This is a genomic window from Variovorax sp. V93 (genome assembly GCF_041154485.1).
Lineage (GTDB): Bacteria > Pseudomonadota > Gammaproteobacteria > Burkholderiales > Burkholderiaceae_C > Variovorax > Variovorax beijingensis_A.
The window spans coordinates 3,042,812-3,060,509 of record NZ_AP028669.1; the positions used below are offsets into that span (position 1 = coordinate 3,042,812).

General features: G+C 68.1%; 16 protein-coding genes and 1 tRNA gene. 6 read left to right on the plus strand and 11 right to left on the minus strand.

The features are described 5' to 3' along the window. Positions 1-7: 7 nt before the first annotated feature. The 5 genes from tig to ACAM54_RS14525 all read right to left on the minus strand — a co-directional run bounded on the left by tig (position 8) and on the right by ACAM54_RS14525 (position 7,838). Positions 8-1,321: a trigger factor gene (gene tig / locus ACAM54_RS14505; RefSeq protein ID WP_369648005.1), complete on the minus strand. Its 1,314-nt coding sequence runs from the start codon at positions 1,319-1,321 to the stop codon at positions 8-10. A gap of 26 nt (positions 1,322-1,347) precedes the next feature. Continuing rightward, a tRNA-Leu gene (locus tag ACAM54_RS14510) sits at positions 1,348-1,434 on the minus strand. A 114-nt stretch (positions 1,435-1,548) separates the two neighbouring features. Then, positions 1,549-4,707 carry an efflux RND transporter permease subunit gene (locus tag ACAM54_RS14515; protein WP_145745172.1) on the minus strand — a complete coding sequence of 1,053 codons (3,159 nt, stop codon included), beginning with the start codon at positions 4,705-4,707 and terminating at the stop codon, positions 1,549-1,551. Beyond that, positions 4,704-5,897 (minus strand): efflux RND transporter periplasmic adaptor subunit, encoded by a 1,194-nt coding sequence (locus ACAM54_RS14520; protein ID WP_145745171.1) that lies wholly within the window; start codon positions 5,895-5,897, stop codon positions 4,704-4,706. Before ACAM54_RS14520 ends, ACAM54_RS14515 begins: the two co-directional genes overlap by 4 nt. 96 nt (positions 5,898-5,993) lie before the next feature. Continuing rightward, positions 5,994-7,838 (minus strand): potassium transporter Kup, encoded by a 1,845-nt coding sequence (locus ACAM54_RS14525; protein ID WP_369650980.1) that lies wholly within the window; start codon positions 7,836-7,838, stop codon positions 5,994-5,996. A 151-nt stretch (positions 7,839-7,989) separates the two neighbouring features. Here ACAM54_RS14525 and hpnC point away from each other — a divergent pair, with 151 nt between their 5' ends. From hpnC to ACAM54_RS14550, 5 genes are read left to right on the plus strand one after another with little or no spacing between them, the layout of a single operon-like run. Beyond that, positions 7,990-8,901: a squalene synthase HpnC gene (hpnC, locus tag ACAM54_RS14530; protein ID WP_369648006.1), complete on the plus strand. Its 912-nt coding sequence runs from the start codon at positions 7,990-7,992 to the stop codon at positions 8,899-8,901. Further along, the gene (gene hpnD / locus ACAM54_RS14535; protein ID WP_369648007.1) at positions 8,898-9,737 is read left to right on the plus strand and encodes a presqualene diphosphate synthase HpnD; all 840 of its coding nucleotides are present in this window, start codon (positions 8,898-8,900) and stop codon (positions 9,735-9,737) included. The genes hpnC and hpnD overlap by 4 nt, the downstream gene beginning before the upstream one ends. Next, a complete protein-coding gene (gene hpnE / locus ACAM54_RS14540) occupies positions 9,734-10,993 on the plus strand; it encodes a hydroxysqualene dehydroxylase HpnE (protein WP_369648008.1) in 1,260 nt (419 codons plus the stop codon). The genes hpnD and hpnE overlap by 4 nt, the downstream gene beginning before the upstream one ends. Further along, complete coding sequence (locus ACAM54_RS14545; protein WP_369648009.1) at positions 10,990-11,292, plus strand: hypothetical protein; 303 nt, start codon at positions 10,990-10,992, stop codon at positions 11,290-11,292. Before hpnE ends, ACAM54_RS14545 begins: the two co-directional genes overlap by 4 nt. A 29-nt stretch (positions 11,293-11,321) precedes the next feature. Beyond that, positions 11,322-11,627 carry an NIPSNAP family protein gene (locus ACAM54_RS14550; protein ID WP_369650981.1) on the plus strand — a complete coding sequence of 102 codons (306 nt, stop codon included), beginning with the start codon at positions 11,322-11,324 and terminating at the stop codon, positions 11,625-11,627. 1 nt (position 11,628) lies between these two features. On the opposite strand, the gene ACAM54_RS14555 is transcribed toward ACAM54_RS14550, so the two are convergent. Further along, on the minus strand, positions 11,629-12,360 hold the full coding sequence (locus ACAM54_RS14555) for an HAD family hydrolase (RefSeq protein ID WP_369648010.1): 732 nt from the start codon (positions 12,358-12,360) through the stop codon (positions 11,629-11,631). Between the two features lie 15 nt (positions 12,361-12,375). Between ACAM54_RS14555 and hemH the strand changes: the two genes are divergently transcribed. Next, positions 12,376-13,440, plus strand: a complete 1,065-nt coding sequence (hemH, locus tag ACAM54_RS14560; RefSeq protein WP_369648011.1) for a ferrochelatase — start codon at positions 12,376-12,378, stop codon at positions 13,438-13,440. Here hemH and ACAM54_RS14565 read toward each other — a convergent pair. From ACAM54_RS14565 to ACAM54_RS14585, 5 genes are read right to left on the minus strand one after another with little or no spacing between them, the layout of a single operon-like run. Then, the gene (locus ACAM54_RS14565; protein WP_369648012.1) at positions 13,422-13,928 is read right to left on the minus strand and encodes a DUF1993 family protein; all 507 of its coding nucleotides are present in this window, start codon (positions 13,926-13,928) and stop codon (positions 13,422-13,424) included. The genes hemH and ACAM54_RS14565 overlap by 19 nt on opposite strands. Before the next feature lie 53 nt (positions 13,929-13,981). Beyond that, positions 13,982-14,869 (minus strand): alpha/beta fold hydrolase, encoded by an 888-nt coding sequence (locus tag ACAM54_RS14570; RefSeq protein WP_369648013.1) that lies wholly within the window; start codon positions 14,867-14,869, stop codon positions 13,982-13,984. Next, positions 14,866-15,933, minus strand: a complete 1,068-nt coding sequence (locus ACAM54_RS14575; RefSeq protein ID WP_369648014.1) for a branched-chain amino acid ABC transporter permease — start codon at positions 15,931-15,933, stop codon at positions 14,866-14,868. The genes ACAM54_RS14570 and ACAM54_RS14575 overlap by 4 nt, the downstream gene beginning before the upstream one ends. 13 nt (positions 15,934-15,946) lie before the next feature. Continuing rightward, on the minus strand, positions 15,947-16,927 hold the full coding sequence (locus ACAM54_RS14580; RefSeq protein WP_369648015.1) for a branched-chain amino acid ABC transporter permease: 981 nt from the start codon (positions 16,925-16,927) through the stop codon (positions 15,947-15,949). After that, a complete protein-coding gene (locus ACAM54_RS14585) occupies positions 16,924-17,652 on the minus strand; it encodes an ABC transporter ATP-binding protein (protein ID WP_369648016.1) in 729 nt (242 codons plus the stop codon). The genes ACAM54_RS14580 and ACAM54_RS14585 overlap by 4 nt, the downstream gene beginning before the upstream one ends. Positions 17,653-17,698: the final 46 nt, after the last annotated feature.

Here is a 17,698-nt window from a genome sequence, read left to right on the forward strand (position 1 = left end):
CGGCGGATCAGCCTTGTTGCGCCATCAGCTCGTCGAACGACACCGACTTTTCCTTGACCTTGGCCTTGGAGAGCACGAAATCGGTCACGTTGTTCTCGATGACCACGGCTTCGACTTCGGCCAGGCGGTTGTTGTCGCTGAAGTACCAGCGCACGACGTCTTGCGGCTTCTCGTAGCTGGCGGCCAGCTCGTCGATGTGGGCCTTGATCTGCTCGGGCTTGGCCTGCAGGTTGTTGGCGCGCACCAGCTCGGCCACCACGAGGCCCAGGCGCACGCGGCGCTCGGCCTGGGGACGGAACACTTCGTCGGGAATCGGCGCCTTGTCAGCGTCCTTGATGCCGCGCTGCTTGAGCTCGGCGCGGGCGCCTTCGACCATGCGGTTGACTTCGGACTGCACGCTCGCGTTGGGCAGATCGAGTTCGGCGTTGGCCACCAGGGCGTCCATCACGGCGTTCTTGTTGCGCGCCAGCAGGCGGAACTTCACTTCGCGCTCGAGGTTCTTCTTGATGTCGGCGCGCAGGCCCTCGACCGTGGCTTCGGCAATGCCGAGCGACTTGGCGAGCTGTTCGTTGACTTCGGGCAGGTGCGAGGCTTCGATCTTCTTCACGGTGACCATGAAGTCGGCCTGCTTGCCGGCCACGTCCTTGCCGTGGTAGTCGGCCGGGAACGACAGCGGGAAGGTGCGGCTGTCGCCGGCCTTCATGCCGCGCACGGCGTCTTCGAATTCCTTGAGCATCTGGCCTTCGCCGACGATGAACTGGAAGTCTTCGGCCTTGCCGCCCGGGAAGGGCTCGCCGTCGATCTTGCCTTCGAAATCGACCGTCACGCGGTCGTCGTCCTGGGCCACGGCATCCTGCGCGCGCTGGGCGAAGGTGCGGCGCTGCTTGCGCAGGATGTCCAGCGTCTTGTCGATGGCCTCGTCGCCCACTTCGGCCGAGAGCTTCTCGACCTCGGCGTTCGACAGGTCGTTGATCTTGACTTCAGGGAACACTTCGAAGACCGCGTCGAAGGCGAGCTGGCCTTCGGGCGACTCTTCCTTCTCGGTGATGCGGGGCTGGCCGGCCACGCGCAGCTTGGCTTCGTTGGCGGCCTGCGAGAAGGCTTCGCCGACCTTGTCGTTCATGACCTCGTAGTGCACCGAGTAGCCGTAGCGCTGGGCCACGACGTTCATCGGCACCTTGCCGGGACGGAAGCCATCCATCTTGACGGTGCGCGCGAGCTTCTTGAGGCGCGAATCGACTTCGGACTGGATGGTGCCGACCGGCAGGGTCAGCGTGATCTTGCGTTCGAGCTTCTCGAGAGTTTCAACGGTCACGGTCATGGTGTCTTCCTTGTGAGGGGTGTGGCTGGTGCGCGGGGCCGGACTCGAACCGGCACGTTCTTGCGAACGTCAGGACCTAAACCTGGTGCGTCTACCAATTTCGCCACCCGCGCTTGCCAAATTTTTCAGGTGAATGCAAAGGCGGACGGCCCTGGTGCCGCGGGCATCCGATTGCCGGACACCCAAAGCCCAAAGACCGTCCGCCTGAAATCGGTCAACCGCGTATTTTAAGCGCTAATCGGGAGCTCTTTCGGCTCCCGCTTGACGCGGAAGGCAGCGGCGTACATTGCCGGCAGCGCCAGCAGGGTCAACACGGTGGCCACGATCAGCCCGCCCATGATGGCCACGGCCATCGGCCCCCAGAACACGCTGCGGGAGAGCGGAATCATCGCCAGCACCGCCGCCGCGGCCGTCAGCACGATCGGCCGCAGGCGCCGCACGGCCGATTCCACGATCGCGTCCCAGGCCGGCACGCCGGCCTCGCGGTCGCTCTCGATCTGGTCGATCAGGATCACCGCATTGCGCTGGATCATGCCCATCAGCGCGATCACGCCCAGGAGCGCCACGAAGCCGAACGGCCGGTTCAGCAGCAGCAGCGCACCGGCCACGCCGGCAATGCCCATCGGGCCGGTGATGAACACCAGCAGCGAGCGGCTGAAGCTGTGCAGCTGCAGCATCAGCAGCGTGAACACCAGGAACAGCATGATCGGCACGCCCGCCACGATGGACGCCGAGCCCTTGCTGCTTTCCTCGACCGCGCCGGCCACCTCGATGCGGTAGCCGCCCTCGCCGGCCGCGTGCCAGCCGGCCTCGAGCTGGCGCAGCTTCGGCAGCAGCTGCTCGGTCACCGTGGCGCCCTGCAGGCCTTCGACCACGTCGCCCTGCACCGTGATGGCGTAGTCGCGGTTCTCGCGCCACATCACGCCGGGCTCCCAGCTGAACACCGGCCGGGCAATCTGCGTCAGCGGGATGGAGCGGCCCGAGGTCGTGGGCAGGTAGGCATTGCCGATGTCCGAGATGGCCTCGCGCTCGTCGGCCGACTGGCGCAGCACGATGTCGATCAGCAGGTCGTTCTCGCGGTACTGGCCCACGGTGGTGCCGGAGAACATCGTCTTGGACGCCTGGGCGATCGCCTGGCTGGTGACGCCGAGCGCGCGCGCCTTGGCCTGGTCGACCTCGAGCCGGATCACCTTGACCGATTCGTTCCAGTTGTCGTTCACGCCGCGCATGTTGGCGTTCTCGCGCAGCACGGCCTTGACCTCGTCGGCATGCGCGCGCAGCTGGGCGGGGTCGGTGCCGATCACGCGGAACTGCACCGGGTACGGCACCGGCGGCCCGTTGGGCAGCAGCTTGACGCGGCCGCGCACCTCCGGGAATTCCTGCGCCAGCAGCGCCGGCAGCTTGATGCGCAAGGTCTCCCGCACCTTCAGGTCCTTGGCCAGCACGATGAGCTGCGAGACGTTGGTCTGCGGAAAGACCTGGTCCAGCGGCAGGTAGAAGCGCGGCACGCCGGAGCCGATCCAGGTGCTGACCGTCTTCACGCCCTCTTCCTTCATGATGCGCTGCTCGACGCGCTTGGCGACCTCTTCGTTGGCCGCGAACGAGGTGCCTTCGGGGAACCAGATGTCCACCATGATCTCCGGCCGGCTCGAATCCGGGAAGAACTGCTGCTGCACCTTGCCCATGCCCACGATGCCGAGCGCGAAGATCAGCACCGTGGCGCCGATGGTCAGCCAGCGGTGCTGCACGCACCAGTTCACGGCGCGGCGGAAGTTGTTGTAGAACGGCGTGTCGAACAGTTCGTGCGGCGGTGCATCGGGGTCGTGCGGCTTCACCTTGAGCAGCAGCGTGCCCAGGTAGGGCACGAAGTACACGGAGACGATCCACGACAGCACCAGCGCAATCACCGTCACCGCGAAGATCGCGAAGGTGTATTCGCCCGTGACCGACTTGGCGATGCCGATCGGCAGGAAGCCCGCGGCGGTGATGAGCGTGCCGGTCAGCATCGGCTTGGCCGTCACGTCGTAGGCGAAGGTGGCGGCGCGCACCTTGTCGTAGCCCTCCTCCATCTTTCGCACCATCATCTCGACCGCGATGATGGCGTCGTCCACCAGCAGGCCGAGCGCGATGATGAGCGACCCCAGCGATATCTTGTGCAGCCCGATGCCGAAGTAGTTCATGGACAGGAAGGTCACGGCCAGCACCAGCGGGATCGTGATGGCCACCACCAGCCCCGGGCGGATGTCGATGTACCAGCCGAAGCGCCCGCCCTTGTGCAGGCCCAGCGAGATGATGCTCACGGCCAGCACGATGGCCACGGCCTCGATCAGCACGCCGACGAATTCATTGACCGAGCTGGACACCGACACCGGCTGGTCCTGCACCTGCGCAAGCTTCACGCCGGCCGGCAGGCGCTGGTCGATCTGCGCGGTGGTGGCGCGCAGCGCCTTGCCCAGCGCGATGATGTCGCCGCCCTTGGCCATGGAAACGCCGAGCGCCACAACCTCCTTGCCCTGGTGGTGCACCTTCACGGCCGGCGGATCGATGTAGCCGCGGTGGATCTCGGCGATGTCGCCGAGCCTGAGCTGGTTGCCCGAGCTGCCGCGGATCGGCATCTCGCGCAATTGCTCGACGCTGGTGAACTGACCGCCCACGCGCACCTGCACCACGTCGAGCGGCGACTGGATCGTGCCCGCGCTCTCGATCGCGTTCTGCGAGCCGAGCTGGGCCAGCACCGCGTTGAAGTCCAGCCCCAGCTGCGCGACGCGCTTCTGCGAGATCTCGATGTAGACCTTCTGGTCCTGCACGCCGAACTGGTCGACCTTGGCCACGTCCTTCACGCGCAGCAGCTGCTGGCGCACCTCGTCGGCCAGCGTCTTGAGTTCGGCTGGGCTGAAGCCTTCGCTCTCCAGCGCGTAGATCACGCCATAGACGTCGCCGAAATCGTCATTGAAGAACGGCCCCTGCACGCCCGGCGGCAGCGTGTTGCGCATGTCGCCGACCTTCTTGCGCACCGTGTACCAGACGTTGGCCACGTCGGCGGCCTTGGACGAGTCCTTGATCTGGAAGATGATCTGCGACTCGCCCGGCTTCGAATAGCTGCGGATCTTGTCGGCATACGGCGCCTCCTGCAGCGTGCGCTCGAGCTTGTCGGTGACCTGCTCGGCCACCTGCTGCGCGGTGGCGCCGGGCCAGTAGGTGCGAACCACCATGGCCCGGAAGGTGAACGGCGGGTCTTCGTCCTGGCCGAGCTGGAAGTACGCGAAGGCGCCCAGCACCATCAGCACCACCATCAGGTAGCGCGTGAGGGGCGCGTGGTCCAGCGCCCATTTGGAAAGATTGAAGCCGGCGGGCTTGGTGGCGGTGGTTGCTGCGCCTTCCGTCATTTGGAAGCACCTGCAGCGATCTCCTTCTTCGTGGCCGCCACGGCCTCGACCGGCTGCGCCGATTCCTTCGCGTTGGCGGCTGCCGCTGCAGCCTCCTTCGACTGGTAGATGGTGACCTTCTGCCCCGGCGAGAGCACGTGCACGCCCGCGGCCACGACCATCATGCCGGGCGTGAGCCCGGCGCCGATCACGGCCTCGTTGCCGTCGGCCGTGACCACCTGCACGGGCTGCGATCGCACCGTCATGGTCGGCTTGTCGAGCACCCAGACCGAGGTGCCCTTGCCTTCCTGGCGCAATGCGCTGGTCGGCAGCTTCATGACCGCGCCGCCGGTGCGTGCCAGCGCCTGCGGGCGGGCGTACACGGTGGCGCCGAGCGCCGGCGACGTGGCCGCGTCGATCGCCACCTTGACCGCGTAGGTGCGCGTGACCGCGTCCGCGCTGGCCGCCACCTCGCGCACCTGGCCCTGCAGCTCGCTGCCGCCCGACCAGCCGCGCACCGTGACCGGCGAGCCGGGCTTGATCAGCGCGGCGCGGTCTTCGGGCACTGCGAACACCACGTCGCGCGCGCCGTCCTGCGCAATGCGCACGACGGGCGTGCCCGCCTGCACCACCTGCCCGGGCTCGGCCTCGATCGCGGTGATGATGCCGGCCACGTCGGCCACCAGCGTGGTGTAGCTGGCCTGGTTGCCCTGCGAGGAAAGCTGGGCCTGCGCCTGCTCGAGCTGCGCCTGCGCGGCCTTCCAGGTGGATTCGCGGCGTTCCAGCTCGGCCCCGCTGATGAAGTTCTGCGCACGCAATTCGGTATAGCGCTTGAGATCGGCCGCCGCGAGATCGCGGTTGGTCTGGGCCGCCGCCAGCTGCGCGCGCGCCGCTTCAGCGGCCAGCCGGTAGTCCTGCGGATCGAGCTGGGCCAGCACCTGGCCGGCCTGCACGTGCTGGCCGAGCTCGGCCTGGCGCCTGGTGATCTTGCCCGCCACGCGGAAGCCCAGCCGCGATTCGACGCGCGCCCGGACTTCGGCCGAGAACTCGGGCTGGGCCTCGAAATCGCTGGTGCCCACGGTCACCAGCTTGACCGCGCGCACAGGTTCCTCGGCCGGCTTCGACTGCGAACAGCCGGCCAGGAACAAGGCGGGAAGCAGCAGCCAGGCGGCACCGCGGGCAAGAGGAGAAAAGCCGGAAGAGGCAGTCATGAGACACCCTAGAAAGGTCGAACCCGGTCATTACTGACCCATTGGTTAGTAATTTAGGGTAAACCTCAGGGGCTGTCAATCGCGATTCGGGGGTCGTCAGGTCCTCTGCCCCATTTCGACCAGCCGGTTGTCCGGCAGCTCGAAATAATCGGACGCGCGGCCCGCGTTGCGCTGCAGCCAGCCGAAGAGCGCGCGCCGCACCGGGTTCATGCCGGGCAGGTTCTCCTCCCCCACCGAGGCGCGCGAGACGAAGTAGGAAGTGGTCATCGAATCGATGGCCAGCGTCTTCTGGTAGGCGAGGATGCGGATGAATTCGGGCACGTCGGGCCGCTCCATGAAGCCGTGGCGCGCCGTGACCACCCAGATGCCATCCATCAGCTGCTCGGCCTCGATGCGCTGGCGCGCGTCCACGCGGGGCGTGTCGCAGGCCAGCACCCGCAGCACGATCACCTGCTCGTGCAGCACCTGGTTGTGCTTGAGGTTGTGAAGCAGCGCATGGGGCACGGCGGTGGCATCGGCGTTCAGGAACACGGCCGTGCCGCGCACGCGGTGCGGCATGTTGAGCGCCAGCGATTCGACGAAGGACTTCAGCGGCATGCTTTCGGCCGCGGCCGCCTCCAGGCCCAGCCGGCGGCCCTTGGCCCAGGTGGTGAACAGCAGCATCACGCCCGCGGCCACGGCCAGCGTAAGCCAGCCGCCTTCGGCGACCTTGAGGCTGTTGGCCACCACGAAGGTCAGGTCCACCGCAGCGAAAGCTGCCACCCCGAGCACCACCGCCACCCTGTTCCAGCGCCACAGCCCCCAGGCCACGACGCCCGCCAGCAGCGTGGTGGCCACCATCGTGATCGACACCGCGATGCCGTAGGCCGCCGACAGCGCGCCCGAACTGCGAAAGCCCAGCACCAGCAGCAGCACACCCGTCATCAGCAGCCAGTTGACCACCGGCACGTAGACCTGGCCGATGGCCGAGCCCGAGGTCTGCACCACGCGCATGCGCGGCAGGTAGCCCATGCGCATGGCGTGGACGGTAAGGGAAAAGGCACCGGAGATCACGGCCTGCGACGCGATGACGGTCGCCATCGCGGCCAGCGCCACCATCGGCACGACGCCCCACGAAGGAAAGAGCCGGAAGAAGGGGTTGTCGACGGCCGCAGGCTCCGCCAGCACCAGCGCGCCCTGCCCGAAGTAGTTCAGCACCAGCCCGGGCAGCGCGATGAAGAGCCAGGCAAGCCGGATCGAGCGCGCGCCGAAGTGCCCCATGTCGGCATACAGCGCCTCGCCGCCGGTAAAGGCAAGAAACACCGCGCCCAGCACCGCCAGCGACTGCAGCCGGTGCTCGACCAGGAAGCCGATGGCCCGGCGCGGATCGAGCGCCGCCAGCACCTGCGGATGCTGCAGCACCTGCCAGCCGCCCGCGACGGCCAGCACCAGGAACCACAGCAGCATGACCGGCCCGAACACCTTGCCCACGGCACCGGTGCCCTTGCGCTGCACCGCGAAGAGCCCGAGCAGGATCAGGATGGTGATCGGGATCACCACCCGCTGCAGCACCGGCGCCTGCACCTCCAGCCCCTCGACGGCCGACAGCACCGAGATGGCCGGCGTGATGAGGCTGTCGCCATAGAACATGGCCGCGCCGACCAGGCCGAGCACCCCGATGGCGTTCCACACCCAGGGCCGCGTCTGCGGGCCCCCAGCCGCATTGCGCGCAAGCGCCTGCAGCGCAAGAATGCCGCCCTCGCCGTCGTGGTCGGCGCGCAGCACGAACACCACGTACTTGAGCGTGACCACGAACATCAGGCCCCAGAAGATCAGCGAGAGCAGCCCCAGCACCGCATCGGGCGTGAACGCCACGCCGTGCTCGGGGTTCAGCGTTTCCTTGAAGGCGTAGAGCGGCGATGTGCCGATGTCGCCGAACACCACCCCCAGCGCGGCAATCATCAGGCCCGGTCCGGCCGCATGGGGCGCCTCGCCTGTCGTTGGAATCGGGGCGGCGGGAGCCTTCGTCGGTGGATTCATGAAGAAATGGGGAAATGGGGTGGAGGCAACGCCGCGAGCATAGTCCGCGCCGCGTGTCGCGGACAATCGCGGCGTGCCTGCACCACCCAACATTGCCGCGCCGCCGGCGCATTACGAGAACTTCCCCGTGGCCTCCTGGCTGTGCCCGCCGCATCTGCGCGCGCCGATTGCCGCGATCTACCATTTCGCTCGAACCGCGGACGACATCGCGGACGAGGGCGATGCCTCGCCCGGCGAGCGGCTGGCGGATCTTCGCGCCTACCGCGAAGAACTGGCGGCGGCTGCGCGCGGCCAGGCGACGCCCTCCTCGCGCTGGCCGCAGGTGTTCGGCCCACTCGCCCACAGCATCGCGCAGTTCAAGCTCCCCGAAGAACTGCTCGCCGACCTGCTGAGCGCCTTCATGCAGGACATCGAGAAGACCCGCGACGGCGCAAGCTATGCCGACCGCGCCGAACTGCTCGACTACTGCCGCCGCTCTGCCAACCCGGTCGGCCGCCTGCTGCTGCATCTGTACGGCGTGAACGACCCGCAGGCGCTGGCGCAAAGCGACGCCATCTGCAGCGCGCTGCAACTCATCAATTTCTGGCAGGACCCGAGCGTGGACCTGCCGCGCGGCCGCTTCTATCCGCCGCTCGCCGACTGCGCCCGGCGCGGCCTGGCGCGCGAGAGCTTCAAGGTCTTCATGCCGCTGGCCGAGGCGCCGCCCCCGCAGGAAGCCATCAACCTGATTGCCGTCGAAAGCGCCTGGGCGCGGGAGCTGATGATGCAGGGCGCACCGCTGGTCCATCGCCTGCCGGGCCGCGCCGGCTGGGAGCTGCGCTTCGTCGTGCAGGGCGGCCTGCGCATTCTCGACAAGATCGAGGACCTGGGCTTCGACACCTTTTCGCAGCGCCCGAAAATCGGCAAGGCCGATGCGCCGCTGCTGGCCTGGCGGGCACTGCGGATGCGGAGACAATTGCGGCCCATGAAAGCGCCCCTCCGATGACTCCCGAGCAATACGTACAAGACAAGGCCGCCGCCTCGGGCAGCAGTTTCTATTACGCGTTTCTGTTCCTTCCCAAGCCGCGGCGCGCCGCGATCACGGCCTTCTATGCCTTCTGCCGCGAGATCGACGACGTGGTCGACGAGGTCAGCGACCCCGGCGTGGCCGCGACCAAGCTGGCCTGGTGGCGCACCGAGGTGGCGCAATCCTTTGCGGGCCCGCCGCGCCATCCCGTGATGCAGGCGCTGGTGCCGCATGCCGCCGCCTACGGCATCGAGCCCGCCCAGCTCAACGAGGTCATCGACGGCTGCCAGATGGACCTCGAGCAGACCCGCTACCTCGACTTTCCCGGCCTCGCGCGCTACTGCCACCTGGTGGCCGGCGTGGTGGGCGAAGTCGCGGCGCGCATCTTCGGCCAGACCGATCCGCAGACCACCGCCTATGCGCACAAGCTCGGCCTGGCGCTGCAGCTCACCAACATCATCCGCGACGTGGGCGAGGACGCCCTGCGCGGCCGCATCTACCTGCCCGTGAACGAGCTGCAGAAATTCGACGTCAAGGCGCACGAGATTCTCAACCGCGTGCATTCGGAGCGCTTCGTGGCGCTCATGAAGTTCCAGGCCGAGCGCGCGCATGCGGCGTACGACGAAGCCCTCGCCCTGCTGCCCGCCGCGGACCGCCGCACACAGAAGCCCGGCCTCATGATGGCCAGCATCTACCGCACGCTGCTGCGCGAGATCGAGCGCGACGACTTCCAGGTGCTGAACCAGCGCGTGAGCCTGACGCCGGTGCGCAAGTTCTGGCTCGCATGGAAGGTCCAAGCGTTGGGGCGCATTTGAGAACAGCCATCGTCGGCGCCGGCTGGGCCGGCCTCGCCTGCGCCGTCGAAGCCACGCGCCTCGGCCATGCCGTGACGCTTCATGAAGCGGCGCACATGGCGGGCGGCCGCGCGCGGCGCGTCGACCACATGCACGGGCTGGTGCTCGACAACGGGCAGCACATCCTGATCGGCGCCTACGCCGCGACGCTGAAGCTGATGCGCGAAGTGGGCATCGATGCCGACCGGGCGCTGCTGCGGCTGCCGCTCTCGCTGCGCTTTGCCGATGGCGGCGGCCTGAAGCTGCCGCGGCTGCCCGCGCCGCTCGACCTGCTGGCGGGCATCTTCACGGCGCGCGGCTGGTCATGGCGGGACAAGTCCGCGCTGCTGCGCACCGCCGTGCAATGGCGCCTCGCCGGATTCCGCTGCGCCGCCGGCACCACCGTGGCCGCGCTCTGCACCGGCCTCACGCCGCGCGTGATGGAAGAGCTGATCGAGCCGCTGTGCGTGTCCGCGCTCAACACGCCGATCGATCAGTCGAGCGGCGAGGTGTTCCTGCGGGTGCTGCACGACGCCCTCTTCAGCGGCAGCGGCGGCGCCGACCTGCTGCTGCCGCGCGTCGACCTGGGCGCGCTCTTTCCCGACGCGGCCCTGGCGTGGCTCGCGCAACACGGCACGACGCTGCGCATCGGCACGCGCGTGCATGCCATCTCGCCCGAAGGCGCGGCATGGCGGGTTGACGGCGAATGCTTCGACCACGTCGTTCTGGCGTGCGCGCCCTGGGACGCGGCGCGGCTCGTGCGCGCGTCCGGCGCGGCGGCGCAGCGCTGGTGCGAAACCACCGAGGCCTTGCGCTTCGAGGCCATTGCCACCATCTACGTGCGCGGCGCCTCGCCGCTTGCGCAGCCGATGCTGGCGCTGCGCAGCCATCCCGCCACTGCACCGGCGCAATTCGTGTTCGATCGCGGCCAGCTCGGCGGGCCGGAAGGCGTGCTGGCCCTGGTGGTGAGCGCGAACGAGACGCCGCGCGAAACGCTGGAGCAGCAGGCGCTTGCGCAAGCCGCCACGCAGCTCGGCCAGACGGCGCTGCACATCGTGCAGACCGTGGTCGAAAAACGCGCCACCTTCGCCTGCGTGCCCGCGCTCGCACGGCCGCCGATGCGCATCGCGCCCGGCCTGCAAGCCTGCGGCGACTACACCGAAGGCCCCTACCCTGCGACACTCGAGGGCGCGGTCCTGAGCGGACTGGCCGCCGCCAAGGCATCGACAACACCATGACCGAACTGCGCTACCTGGATTTCGACTACAGCGAAGACACCGAGGGCCACGGCACCTTCGATGCCATGGCCTCGACCGTGCCTGCAAGAACACACGAAGTGCTTGCCGAAATCGCCCAGGTGCTGGCCTGGGCCGATGCCACCTTTCCCGACGCGCGCGGCGCGCTCGACGACGGGGCAGCCTGGGACTTCGACCTGCAGCAGGCCCGCGAAGCGCCGGAGCTGGACACGGTGACCTTCTCGCTCAGCGGCACGCAAGATTTCTGCGCGGCGCTGCGCGCGCACTTCGGCCTGGACTGACGGCCGCTCTGTTCATGACGGAAAGAACCATGGTCACCTGCTACCTGCGCTACATCGTCGATCCCTACAAGCTCAAGGAATTCGAGCACTACGGCAAGCTGTGGATTCCGCTGGTCCGGAAGTTTGGCGGCCAGCACCACGGCTATTTCCTGCCGTCGGAAGGCGCGAACAACGTGGCGCTCGCGATGTTCAGCTTTCCGAGCCTGGCCGCCTACGAGCAGTACCGCTGCGATTCGATGCAGGACCCCGAATGCCAGGCCGCCTTCAGGTACGCCGAGGACACCCGCTGCATCCTGAGCTACGAGCGCAGCTTCTTCAGGCCGATTTTCTCGTAGCTCAGGCGCCGAGCGCCACGCACAGCGCGTGCAGGTTCGGCACGATCAGCTGCGGCCGCGCGCCATGCACCCACGGGCGCTCGTCGCGCACCAGCCAGGCGGCCTGCATGCCGGCGTTGAGCGCACCGACCACGTCGAGCTCCGCGTCGTCGCCCACGTGCAGCACGTCCTTGGGCAGCAGGCCGACCGATGCGGCCGCAGCACGGAAGATCGGCGCATGCGGCTTGCCGCTGCCGAAGGCGCGCGCGCTGAATGCGGTGCGGAACCAGCGGCCGACCCCGGTCTGGTGGATATCCGCATTGCCGTTGGAAACCGCCACCAGCGGATAGCGCTCGCTGAGCCACTTGAGGGCCGGCAGCGCGTCTTCGTAGAGCGTCACGCGCTGGCGTTCGGCAAAGAAGGCGTCGAAGGCCGGATCGGCCAGCGCCGGGTCTTCGCCCGCGTGCTTCAGTGCCGCGCGGATCGACTCGCGGCGCAGCGCGCTCAGGTCGTGCGCGAGGTCGGAGCGCTCCTTGGCGGTGGCTTCGCGCAGTTCGCGCAGAACGCCCGGCGTGAGCAGCAGCGAGGCGGTCTTGGGTGCCTCGCGCAGCAGCCACTGCTGCAGCACGGTCTCGGCGCGCTCGATGGTCGGCCAGATCGGCCAGAGGGTGTCGTCCAGGTCGAGCGAGATCGCCGAGATGCGCTTGATATCGAGGGGCGCGGCGCCTGCCGGCGCCGTGGAAGCGGAGGTCATGCCCGAGAATATCGCATGCCTCAAGACAATGGGAACCATGGTTCCATCGCCCCCGAACGCGCCATCGAACGCACCGCCATCCTCTGGTGCAACCTGGGCTCGCCCGATGCCCCCACCGCGGCCGCCGTGCGGCCCTACCTGGCGGAGTTCCTGGGCGACCCGCGCGTGGTCGAGATTCCCAGGCTGCTCTGGGCGCTGATCCTTTACGGCATCATCCTGCGCGTGCGGCCCACCAAATCGGCCGCCAAGTACGCAAGCATCTGGATGGCCGAGGGTTCGCCGCTGAAGGTGTGGACCCGCAAGCAGGCCACGCTGCTCGCCGGTTGGCTCGGCGAGCGCGGCCACCGCGTGGCGGTGCACGACGCCATGCGCTACGCCAGTCCGTCGATCGCTTCGCGCCTCGATGCGCTGCAGGCCGAAGGCGCCACGCGCGTGCTGGTGCTGCAGGCCTATCCGCAGTATTCGGCCACCACCACGGCCAGCGTGATCGACGCGGTGAACGACTGGAGCCGCCGCCAGCGCCGCATACCGGAGTTCCGCTTCGTCAACCAGTACCACGACGACCCGGCCTACATCGATGCGCTGGCACTCGGCATCGAAGCGCACTGGAAGCGCGAAGGCCGCGGCGAGCTGCTGCTGATGAGCTTCCACGGCATTCCGCTGCGCAACATCGCGCTCGGCGATCCCTACCAGGCCCAGTGCCTCGAAACCGCGCACCTGCTTGCGGCGCGGCTGGGCCTTGCGGACACCGGATACCGCGTGACCTTCCAGTCGCGTTTCGGCCGCGCCAGATGGCTCGAACCCTACACCGAGCCGACCCTGCGCGAGCTCGGCGCGAGCGGCGTGAAGCGCGTCGACGTGGCGTGCCCGGGCTTTCCGGCCGACTGCCTCGAGACGCTCGAAGAAATTGCCATGGAAGGCCGCGAAGCCTTCCTGCACGCGGGCGGCACAACCTTCAGCTACATCCCCTGCCTCAACGACAGCCCGGCGTGGATCACCGCGCTGGCGGGCATCGCCGAGCGCAACCTCGCGGGCTGGCCCACCCGGCCCGCCGCCAACGCTCAGAACTTGCCCAGGTAGTCCATCTTGCCGATGGGCATGCCCTTGTGGCGCAGCACATCGTAGGCCGTGACCACGTGGAAGTAGAAATTGGGCAGCGCGAACTGCAGCAGGTAGCGCTGCGCCGTGAAATGCGCCTCGCCTTCACGCGCCTTGATGGTCACGGGGCGCTCCTCCTGGCCGTCGACCAGCGCGCGGTCCACGGTCGCGAGGAAGTCCTGCGTCTTCGCGATGCGGGCCAGCAGATCGTCGTAGGTCTTTTCCTCGTCGGGAAAGCTCGGCGCCGTGATGCCCGCGATGCGCGCCATGCCGAGCTTCGAGGCATCGCTCGCGCGCTGGATCTGGCCGGCCAGCGTGAGCATGTCCGGCGCGAGCCTCGCGTCCACCAGCGTTGCCGGATCGATGTCGTTGGCCCGGGCGTGCGCCAGGCTCTTCTCGAGCAGGTGGGTGAGCTGGCCGAGCCCGCGGGAGAAGACCGGCACGGAGAGGTCGTACATCGAAAGCGCCATGGCGTGGATCCTTGTGGTTGGAAATCGGCGGCGATTGTCTCGCCGACGCGCGCCTAGCGGCCGGCGGCCCGGATAAACCCTTCGATCAGCTGCAGTTGTTCGGGCACGTTGAGCGCGGGCGCGTGGCCGCACCCCTGGATTTCGACCACCTTCAGCAGCCCGGCGGCGCCCGGCCCCCGCTGCTGCATCTGCTGCGTCACCTCGGGCAGCACCAGGTCCGACTCGGCGCCGCGCAGGCACAGCACCGGCGTCTCGATCACGTCGTAGTGCGGCCAGATCAGGTAGTCGTTGTCGTGCGCGCTGAACTGCCGGACCATTGCCGGGTCGTAGTGCGGCGTCACGCGGCCATCGGGCAGGCGGCGCGTGGAGCTCTCGGTCAGGCGGCGCCACTGCGCATCGCTGAGCCAGCCATAGGGCTTGTAGACGGTGCGGAAGAATGCCTCCAGCTCGGCCACCGTGCCGAACGCGGGCGGCTCGCCGGCATAGGCGCGGATGCGCTCGATCGCCGCCTGCGCGAGTTGCGGCGCGTTGTCGTTGAGCGTGAGGCTCGCGATGCGCGCCTTCATGCGCGGCTCGAACAGGCCCGACGCGCAGACCGTGCCGATGGCACCGCCCATCGACGTGCCGACCCAGTGCACGCGGTCCAGGTGCAGTTCGTCGCACAGCGCGCCGGCCAGGCGCGCATAGAACAAGAGCTGGTATTCCTCGTCGGGCAGCGGGCTCCACTGGCTCAGGCCCCGGCCGAGGGTGTCGGGGCAGACCACGCGGAAGCCGCGCGCTGCAAAGTGCTGCGCCAGTTCGTCCATGTCGCGGCAGGTGCGCGCGAGGCCGTGCCAGGCAATGACCACCGGCGCATCGGGTGCGCCCCAGTCGAGCCAGTGGATTTCGCGGCCCGCAAGCTGCGCGTAGCGGGAAGACGGAACGAGGAGATCGTTGCTCATCGTGCAGCCCTCGCCCTGAGCTTGCCCACGATGCCGGTGGGAAAGTAATAGACCGAGAGCACGAACAGCACGCCCAGCCACAGCAGCCAGCGGTCGGGCGACAACAGCGCCGCGAGCCACGGCAGCCCGCTCGCGGCCTCGCTGCCGACGCGCAGCAGGTCCTGCAGGTAGCTTTGCGCCACCACGAACAGCACCGCGCCAATCGCCGCGCCGTAGATCGTTCCCATGCCGCCGATCACCACGATCAGCAGCACGTCGATCATGATCTCGAAGCTCAGCGAAGTGTCCGGCCCGTTGTAGCGCAGCCAGATCGCGAGCATGGCGCCGGCCAGCGTGGCGAAGAGCGCCGACAGCACGGCCGCCGTGGTGCGGTACACCACCACGCGGTAGCCGATGGCCTCGGCGCGGAACTCGTTCTCGCGGATGGCCTGCAGCACGCGGCCGAAGGGCGAATTCACGATGCGCAGCAGCGCGAGCACCAGCACCACCGCCGCCACGAAGAGGAGGTAATAGCACAGCAGCCGTCCGTCGAGCGAGACGCCGAGGAAAGGCTCCTCGGCAAACTCGAAGCTCGGCGAGATCAGCTCGGGCAGCTTGAAGGTCAGGCCGTCCTCGCCGCCGGTGAAGTCCGACAGCTGCGAGGCCAGCGTCTGGAAGGCCGAGGCCACCGCCAGCGTGATCATCGCGAAGAAGATCGCGCGCACCCTGAGCGAGAACAGCCCGATCGCAAAGGAAAGCACCAGTGAGACCGCGAGCGACGCCGCGAGCCCGAGCAACACCGCGCCCCAGCTGGGCCCGAGCCGCGACGCCGAGATGGCGATGCCGTAGGCGCCGATGCCGAAGAACATGGTGTGCGCGAAACTCACGATGCCGGTGTAGCCCAGCAGCAGGTCGAAGCTCGCGACCAGCACCACGAACACCAGGATCTTGGCGGCCACGCTGAGCGCCTTGACGCCCGGAAAGATGAACGGCGCGAACGCCAGTGCGATGAACAGCGCCAGCAGCAGCAGCGCCAGCAGGCGGCTGCGGGGCATGTCGTTGGAGAGAAGTCGTTTCAGGAACATGGCAGCTTCTTTCTCAACGATTCGCCACCGGGTACACGCCCTGCGGCCGCCACAGCAGCACCGCCACCATCAGCAGGATGCTCGCGAACTGCGTGAGCGTGGGCAGCAGGAAACCGATGTAGTTGGTCATGAGCCCCACCAGCAGCGCACCGATCAGCGCACCGCCCGTCGAGCCGAGCCCGCCGATGATGATCACGATGAAGATCAGCACGTTGACCTGCGCGCCCATCTGCGGCACCAGGTTCTGCTGGAACAGCCCCCACATCACGCCGCCCAGACCGGCCAGCGCGCTGCCGACCACGAACACGCCGACGAACAGCCGGCCGATGCGGTAGCCGAGCGACTCGACCATCTCGCGGTCCTGCACGCCAGCGCGGATCAAGAGGCCGATCTTGGTGCGCGCGAGCGTCCATGCGAGCAGGCCGAACACCACCGCGCCCACCGCCACCGCGAGCAGCCGGTACTTGCTGATGGCCGCGTCGGCCACGAACAGCGAGCCCCGCAGCGCCTCGGGCAGCGGCAGCGGAATCTGTGCCGGGCCCCAGATCACCTTGATGAGCTCCTCGCCGATGATCATGCCGCCCATGGTGATCAGGATCTGCTTCAGGTGCTGCCCATACACCGGCCGCACGATGAAGCGCTCGAACGCGAGGCCGACCGCGCCGGCCACCGCCATGGCGACCAGCATCGCAGGGAACACGGCGACGAGGTTGCGCCACAGTTCGCCCGAGCCCGTCCAGTCGCCCATCAGGCCGAGCACGCTGCTGGCGACAAAGGCGCCCAGGGCAATGAACACGCCGTGGCCGAAGTTGAGCACGTCCATCAGCCCGAACACCAGCGTGAGCCCCGAGGCGATGATGAAGATGATCATGCCCATTGCCAGCCCCGCGACCGTGAGCGTGAGCCAGGTCGAGAACGAGCCCGTGAACGGCAGCGCGGCCAGCGCGAGGATCGGGGCCAGCAGCAGCGGCTTCCAGTCGAAGTCGAATTTCATAGAGCCAATCCAAGCAGCGATTGCTGCAGTTGCGCGTCGGCGGAGAACGCCGCCATCGAGCCGCTGTGCACCACGCGGCCGTTGTCCATCACCGCGACGGAGTCGCCCAGGCGCTGGGCGAAGTTGATGTTCTGCTCCACCAGCAGGATCGTCACGCCGCTGGCCTTGAGCTCGGCGAAGGCGTCGATCATGTTGTTGATCATCACGGGCGCGAGGCCCTTGCTGGGCTCGTCGATCAGCAGCAGTTCGCGCGGCTCGACGATGGCGCGCGACACCGCCAGCATCTGCTTCTGCCCGCCCGAGAGCTTGCCGGCTGGATGGTTCCAGAACTTCTCGACCGCGGGAAAGAGCTTGAAGATCCACTTGAGGCGCGTGTCGTCGATCTCTGCCGCGTTCCTGGCCCCGCGCGCGGCGAGCAGCATGTTCTCCTTCACGGTGAGGTCGGAGAAGATGCCCATGCTCTCGGGCACGTAGGCGATGCCGCGGCCGGCGATCTGCGGCGTCTGCATCGCGGTGATGTCGGTGTCACCGAAGCGCACCCTGCCCTGCGACGCATGCCACAGGCCCATGATGGTCCGCAGCGTGGTCGTCTTGCCCGCGCCGTTGCGGCCCAGCAGCATGGTGAGCTGGCCCCGCGGCACGGCCAGGTCGACGCCGTGGAGGATGTGGTACGCCCCGATGTGCGTGTGCACGCCTTCGAGCGTCAGCAGGTTCTGGGTGGTCATCGGTCTTGCTCCTTCCCCTTCCGGGGGAAGGTTGGGATGGGGGCAG